We start from the raw sequence: 7144 nt of genomic DNA, 5'->3' as shown, positions 1-7144 counted from the left end.
GGGCTTCGCCCGCGCCGGATACAAACACCATAGCTATTTTTTATTCTTCAGCTTTTCAACTCTTTTTATTTCATTTAAAAGCAATGGAAACGCTGGATGAGCCATTCCGCCATGATCAAAACCATCGAGTTCATACAAAACCGTTTCTTTATGACCTTTGAGCTTCATCATTCGCCACATATAAGCATTTTCCTCATATCTTCCGAGAAGTTCCTTTTCACGGTCACCGGTAATCAAAAGCAAAGGTGGTGCATCGGCACGGATAAAATGCAAAGGAGCCATCTCATCAATTCTTGCATCCAATTCTTCAATTCCTTTTTCTTTTCTGGTGGTAAAATGAGAAATCATCTGTCCGCTGAAAGGGATAATTCCGGCAAGCTTATTCGCATCAATCTGATATTTGTTTAAATAAGATTTATCCAAACCCACCATTGAAGCTAAATAACCACCTGCAGAATGCCCTGTAATAAAAACCAAGTCTTCGCTTCCGCCATAGTTTTTAATATTTTTAAAAACCCAGGCTGTTGCAGCTGCGGCATCTTCTATATATTTCGGAGCTTTTACTTTTGGAGAAAGTCGGTAATTAACACCAATTACGGCTACTCCTTTGTTTTTTAATTCTTCGGGAATATCTTTTTCTCCACCTGTAATTCCGCCGCCATGAAACCAGATTACGGTTGGAAAGTTTTTAATATTGGTAGGAATATAAACATCTAAAACACATCTTTCATTGATGTAAACATCAGATTTATTGGTCTTTTCATCATAATAACGGATGTTAGTGATGGTTTTGTAATCCTGACCAAAGATTTGGATTGAAATGATGTTGAGTAAAAGAAATATAAAAAGTTTTTTCATTTTAAATATTTTGGAAGTTTAATTTAGATAAAAAACCTACAGATTTTCGCAGATGATTTAGTTTAAATTCTATCGTAAATTATAGTGTATTATTTGCCACGAATGCACGAATTTGACATTTGACATTTGACATTTGACATATAAATCTTAATAATATTAATTCGTGCATCCGTGGCTATTCCGGTTTTACGCAATCATCTGTGAAAATCCGTTTGATCTGTGGGAAAATATTTTTTAAATCTTCGTCAGTTTAGCATATTTCAAAATCAGATTCTTCTCGCCTTCATGCAAGAAAACAACTTTTGCTTTGATGTTTTGAGGGTCTGTTCCGTCTAAGAAAGCAACTTCACCAATTCCGAAACGGTCGTGTCTCACCTTGTCTCCCACCTCAATATCCTGAGAAGAAGCTCCGCTTGGATTGATGATTTTTGCCGTACTTACTGGCTTCAATTTTCTTGGTTCAGCAATGGGTTTATCACTTTCGCTTTTGGAAATTGTTTTCTTTTCGACCTTTTTAAAACTTCTCATTTCTGAGGGATATTCATCAAAAATATTGGAAGTTATACCTGAATTGTTGATAAATCTCTTTTCAATCGCAGGATTTAAAAATTCAATAAACTCATCATCAACTTCACTCAAAAATCGTGAAGGTTCTGCATCGGTAATTTTCCCCCATTGAAAACGGGAAACTGCGTATGAAAAAAATGCCTGTTTTTCGGCTCTTGTTAAGGCAACATAGAATAAACGTCTCTCCTCTTCCAGATCTTCTCTGGTTGACGAACTCATGAAACTCGGGAATAAATTTTCCTCTAATCCTACCAAGTGAACTACCGGAAACTCCAGACCTTTTGATAAGTGAATCGTCATCAGCGAAACCATATCTTCATCGCCGTTCTTCTTATCCTGAGTGTCGGCTGAAAGGGCAATATTTTCAAGGAAATTTGGCAAACTCGGATCTCCGTCTTCGATCTGCATCTGCTCTTCGATGAAACCTTGCATCGAGTTCATCAATTCCTGAACGTTCTCAACTCTTGAAATTCCTTCCGGAGTCTGGTCGTCTTTTAAAAATTTAATTAAACCGCTTCTTTTAGCAACTTCCATTGCAACGTTGTAAGCTGTTTCTGTTTTAAGCAAAACCTGAAACGCTTTAATCATCGACCAAAAATCGCTCAACTTGGTAATTACTCCGTTATTAAAACCTAAATGTGGCGCATAAATCGGAAGGTTATCCAAAACTTTTGAAATCGAAAGATTCTGAGCATCTGCAAATACAATCAGCTTGTTTTGTGTTGTTTCACCAATCCCTCTCGCAGGATAATTGATGATTCTCATTAAAGCTTCGGAGTCATTTTCATTCACTAAAAGCCTTAAATAACCTAATAAATCTTTAACTTCCTTTCTTTGGTAAAACGAAAGTCCGCCATATACTTTATAAGGAATATTTTTTCTTCTTAAAGCATCTTCAAAGGCTCTCGTTTGAGAATTGGTACGGTATAAAATCGCAAAATTGCTGAATTTCCTTTGTTCACGGTTGTGAAGTTCCCAGATATTTCCGGCAACGAAATTGGCTTCGTCTGCATCGGAAAGCGAACGGTATACTTTTATCTTCTCACCTTCTTCATTCTCACTGAAAACATTTTTCTTAAACTGCTGAAGATTTTTTGCAATGACAACATTGGCTGCATTGACGATATTCTGAGTCGAACGATAATTTTGTTCCAATGAAACGGTTACCGCTTCGGGATAATCTTTTTTGAAATTTAAAATATTATAAATATTGGCACCACGGAAAGAGTAAATCGACTGCGCATCGTCACCAACTACACAGATATTTTCGAATTTTGAGGCTAAAGCTTTTACAATTAAATACTGAGAGTGGTTCGTATCCTGGTACTCATCTACCAAAATATATCTGAATCTGTCCTGATATTTTGCTAAAACTTCCGGAAATCTTGTCAACAATTCGTTGGTTTTTAACAATAAATCATCAAAATCCATCGACCCATTTTTGAAACATTCATCAACATATTTCTTATAAATCTTTCCCATGAATTTCATGTTGGCTTTTTCATCAGCTTCAATTAATTCAGGGTTGTTTTCGTAAGCTCTTACGGTAATCAGATTGTTTTTATAATTGGAAATTCTTGACAGAACTTTCTTTGGTTTGTATAAATCTCCATCAATATTTAGATCTTTGATTACTTTTTTAAGCACATTCAAAGCATCCTGCTGATCATAAATTGTAAAGTTAGAGGGATAGCCTAAATAATGTGCCTCGCTTCTCAGAATTCTTGCAAAAACTGAGTGAAAAGTTCCCATCCAAAGACTTTTCGCATTGCTTTGCCCTACAACTTTTGCAATACGCTCTTTCATTTCTTTTGCTGCTTTATTGGTAAAAGTAAGCGCAAGAATATTAAAAGGATCTACTCCATTCGTAATCAAGTGAGCGATACGCATCGTAAGAACACGTGTCTTCCCGGAACCTGCTCCTGCAAGAACCATCAGTGGTCCCTGTAACGTGGTAACAGCTTCAAATTGTGATTCATTCAGTCCTTTCAAATAATCCTCCATACTGCAAAAAAATTAGAAATACAAAATTAGTGTATTATAAGGAGAATTCAAATTTGTATTTGAGTTGAGTTATGTGAGTTGGTTTAATCGAATTAAAAAAATACAGTAAGTTTAAGCCAGACCAAAAATTCTTAAAAAAATATTAAAACTTTTGTAACAATAAGTCTAAATTTGACACTCATTGACAAAACAATTTCTATTTATGAAAAAACGACTTCTTAGTGTTGCAGCAGCTGCCTTTTTCGGAGCAATGCTTAATGCACAGCAAATCAAATTTGAAGAGTATGATTTACCAAACGGTTTACATGTAATCTTACATCAGGACAATTCTGCACCGGTAGTTACAACAGGTGTAATGTATCACGTGGGAGCAAAAGACGAAGTAGTGGGAAGAACAGGTTTTGCACACTTCTTTGAGCACCTTTTATTCGAAGGAACTCCAAACATTAAAAGAGGAGAATGGTTTAAAATTGTTTCTTCAAACGGTGGACAGAACAACGCAAACACTACAAACGACAGAACATATTACTACGAAACTTTCCCATCAAACAACGAGCAATTAGGTCTTTGGATGGAAGCTGAAAGAATGCGTCACGGTATCATCAACCAAATCGGAGTTGATACTCAGAGAGAAGTTGTAAAAGAAGAAAAAAGATTGAGAATGGATAACCAGCCTTACGGAAATCTTTTCACAAACGTACAGAAAAATCTTTTCACAAAACACCCGTACAACTGGTCTACAATTGGTTCTATGGAAGATCTGAATTCTGCAAAATTAGAAGAATTCCAGGCATTCTATAAAAAATATTATGTTCCAAACAACGCAACTTTGGTTGTAGCCGGAGACATTAAACCAGAAGAAACAAAAAAATGGATCGAAACATATTACGGAAGCATCCCGAAAGGAACAGTTTATCCTAAAAACTTCCCGAAAGACGAGCCTATCACAAAAGAAAAAGAAGTAACGGCTTACGATCCGAACATTCAGCTTCCTGCTTATGTTTTTGCCTACAGAACGCCGGGTAATAAAGAGAAAGATGCATATATTTTAGATATGCTTTCTTCATATTTAAGCAGCGGAAAATCTTCAGTTTTATATAAAAAATTAGTAGATCAGGAGAAAAAAGCACTTCAGGTATCGGCTTTCAACCAAGGTCTTGAAGATTACGGTATTTTCGCATTTTTTGCAATCCCAATGGGAGCTACAACGAAGCAGACTTTACAGACTGACATCGATGCGGAAATCAAAAAACTTCAGACGACTTTAATCTCTGATGAAGATTACCAAAAACTTCAGAATCAGTTTGAAAATCAGTTTGTCAATGCGAACTCTAGCATTCAGGGAATTGCAGCTTCATTAGCTACAAACCACGTACTAATGGGAGATACAAACCTTATCAACAAGGAAATTGATATTTACAAATCGATTACAAAGCAGGATTTACAGAATGCGGCTAAAAAGTATTTAAATTCTAACCAGAGAATCATCCTAAATTACTTACCTGAAAAAAAATAATCGTATAAAAAACTTCGTGTTTTAGATATGATTATAAATTTTAAATTTTTTACAATGAAAAAACAATTTACATATATAGCCGTAGCATTTTTATTCTCAGGAATGCTTTCTGCACAAAAAATTGACATTAATGCAATGCCAAAACCAGGACCAACTCCTGCCATCAACATTGCGAAACCAAAAACTTTCCAGCTTAAAAATGGAATGACCGTAATGGTTGTTGAAAACAACAAATTACCAAGAGTAAACGTGAGCCTTTCTATGGACAGACAACCTTATTTCGAAGGTCCTGTAGCGGGAGTAAGCGAAATCATGGCAGATCAGCTTGGTAACGGAACAACGACTTTAAGCAAAGATGCATTCAACCAGAAAATAGACTTTTTAGGAGCCAACCTGAACTTCTCTTCCGCTGGAGCTTCTTCAAATTCTCTTTCGAAATATTTTCCTGAAGTTTTAAATTTAATGGCTGATGCAATCATCAATCCTAAATTTTCTGCTGACGAAATCACAAAATCAAAAGAAAGAGCAATTGAGGGATTAAAATCTTCTGAAAAAAGTGCCGATGCTATTGCTTCAAGAGTTTCAAACGCGTTAGCTTACGGAAAAGAAACTTCAAGAGGTGAATTTGAAACAGAAGAGTCTTTAAAAAAGATTCAATTAGCAGATGTTCAGAATGTGTACAAAAAATATTACGCACCTGATAATGCATACCTTGTAATTGTAGGTGATGTAAAATTTGATCAGGTAAAACCAATGGTTGAAAAAGCTTTCAATAACTGGAAAAAAGCGGATACAAAATTCCCGGCTTTAGAACCGGCTGCAAATGTTGCTAAAACAGAGATCAACGTTGTTGATGTTCCTACCGCAGTACAATCTGTAGTTTCTGTAGGAAACCTGAACACATTGAAAATGAAAGATCCTAATTACTTCCCTGCAACTATTGCCAACTACATTCTTGGTGGTGGTGGAGAAGCAAGACTTTTCATGAACCTACGTGAGAAAAACGGCTTCACGTACGGAGCTTATTCAGATATGAGCGCAAGCAAATATTCTCCTTCTTTCTCTGCTGAAGCAAGTGTGAGAAACGAGGTTACTGATAGGGCGGTAAAAGAATTCATGAACGAAATCAACGGAATTTCTACAGTAAAAGCTGACGAATTGGCAAATGCTAAAGCTAAATTAAAAGGAAGCTTCATCATGGCATTAGAGCAGCCTGCAACCATTGCAAGATTTGCTGTGAACCAAAAAGTTCAGGATTTACCTGCTGATTTTTATACAAATTATTTAAAATCGATCGATAAAGTAACTGCGGCTGATGTTTCTAATGCAGTAAAAGCTACAGTTATGCCTAACCAGAGCAGAATTTTCATTGCCGGTAAAGCTTCCGACATCTCTGAAGGATTGGAAAAATTAGGATACCCTGTAAAATATTATGATGCTTATGCAAATCCTGTTGCAAAACCTGTTGCTCAAAAAGTTGATGCAAATGTAACAGTTGCTTCAGTTGTTGATAAATATATTAATGCAATTGGTGGCAAAGCAAACTTGTCTAAAATTTCGTCATATACAATGACTGCTGCAATGTCTATGCAGGGACAGAACATCGATCTAAAAACTACAAAAGCTCAGGGAGGAAAAGAAGCACAAACAGTTTCTGCTGGTGGAATGACAGTTCAAAAGCAAGTTTTTGATGGAAAAACAGGTTATTCTGAGCAAATGGGACAAAAAGTTCAGATGACTAAAGAAGAAATCGCTGACAACTTAAAAAATACTGAGCTTTTTGAAGAATTAGGTTTTGCTAAATCTGCAGATTACAAATTGACAGGAATTGAAAAAATCAACGGTGAAGATTCTTATGCAATCAAAGCTGGTGATAAAGCTTATTACTATAGCGTAAAAACTGGTCTTAAAACAGGTGAGACTGAAACAGTATCTGCACAGGGACAAACATTCACAGTTCCTACAACTTTTGCTGACTACAAAGATGTTTCAGGGGTAAAAATGCCTTATACCATTACCGTAAACCAAATGGGTATGGAGATGGTGATGAAAGTAAAATCTTACGAGGTAAATCAGGCTAAAGATTCTGACTTCAAATAAGAATTCACATATTTTTAATAAAAACGGTGGCTTTTGCTGCCGTTTTTTTTGTTTTTAGCATAAATCTTATTTTGTTGTTCGATAAAAAAAGATTAAATT

4 protein-coding genes are annotated in these 7144 nt (G+C 35.8%); 2 read left to right on the top strand and 2 right to left on the bottom strand.

Annotated elements, in window-relative coordinates; translation table 11 throughout:
* Positions 1-33 precede the first annotated feature (33 nt).
* Both BA768_RS19610 and BA768_RS19605 read right to left on the bottom strand, forming a co-directional pair.
* Complete coding sequence (locus tag BA768_RS19610; protein WP_034673330.1) at positions 34-858, bottom strand: alpha/beta hydrolase; 825 nt, start codon at positions 856-858, stop codon at positions 34-36.
* A 234-nt stretch (positions 859-1092) separates the two neighbouring features.
* Positions 1093-3429, bottom strand: a complete 2337-nt coding sequence (locus BA768_RS19605; RefSeq protein ID WP_065722088.1) for an ATP-dependent helicase — start codon at positions 3427-3429, stop codon at positions 1093-1095.
* Positions 3430-3631: 202 nt separating this feature from the next.
* On the opposite strand from BA768_RS19605, the gene BA768_RS19600 reads away from it, so the two are divergent.
* Together BA768_RS19600 and BA768_RS19595 are read left to right on the top strand one after the other, a co-directional pair.
* Complete coding sequence (locus BA768_RS19600) at positions 3632-4945, top strand: M16 family metallopeptidase (RefSeq protein ID WP_034673326.1); 1314 nt, start codon at positions 3632-3634, stop codon at positions 4943-4945.
* Between the two features lie 54 nt (positions 4946-4999).
* Positions 5000-7045, top strand: a complete 2046-nt coding sequence (locus tag BA768_RS19595) for a M16 family metallopeptidase (RefSeq protein WP_065722096.1) — start codon at positions 5000-5002, stop codon at positions 7043-7045.
* The last annotated feature ends 99 nt before the right edge of the window (positions 7046-7144 follow it).

The sequence above is a fragment of the Chryseobacterium sp. CBo1 genome (genome assembly GCF_001693475.1).
Lineage (GTDB): Bacteria > Bacteroidota > Bacteroidia > Flavobacteriales > Weeksellaceae > Chryseobacterium > Chryseobacterium formosense.
This window is presented reverse-complemented; position numbering and strand designations above follow the sequence as displayed.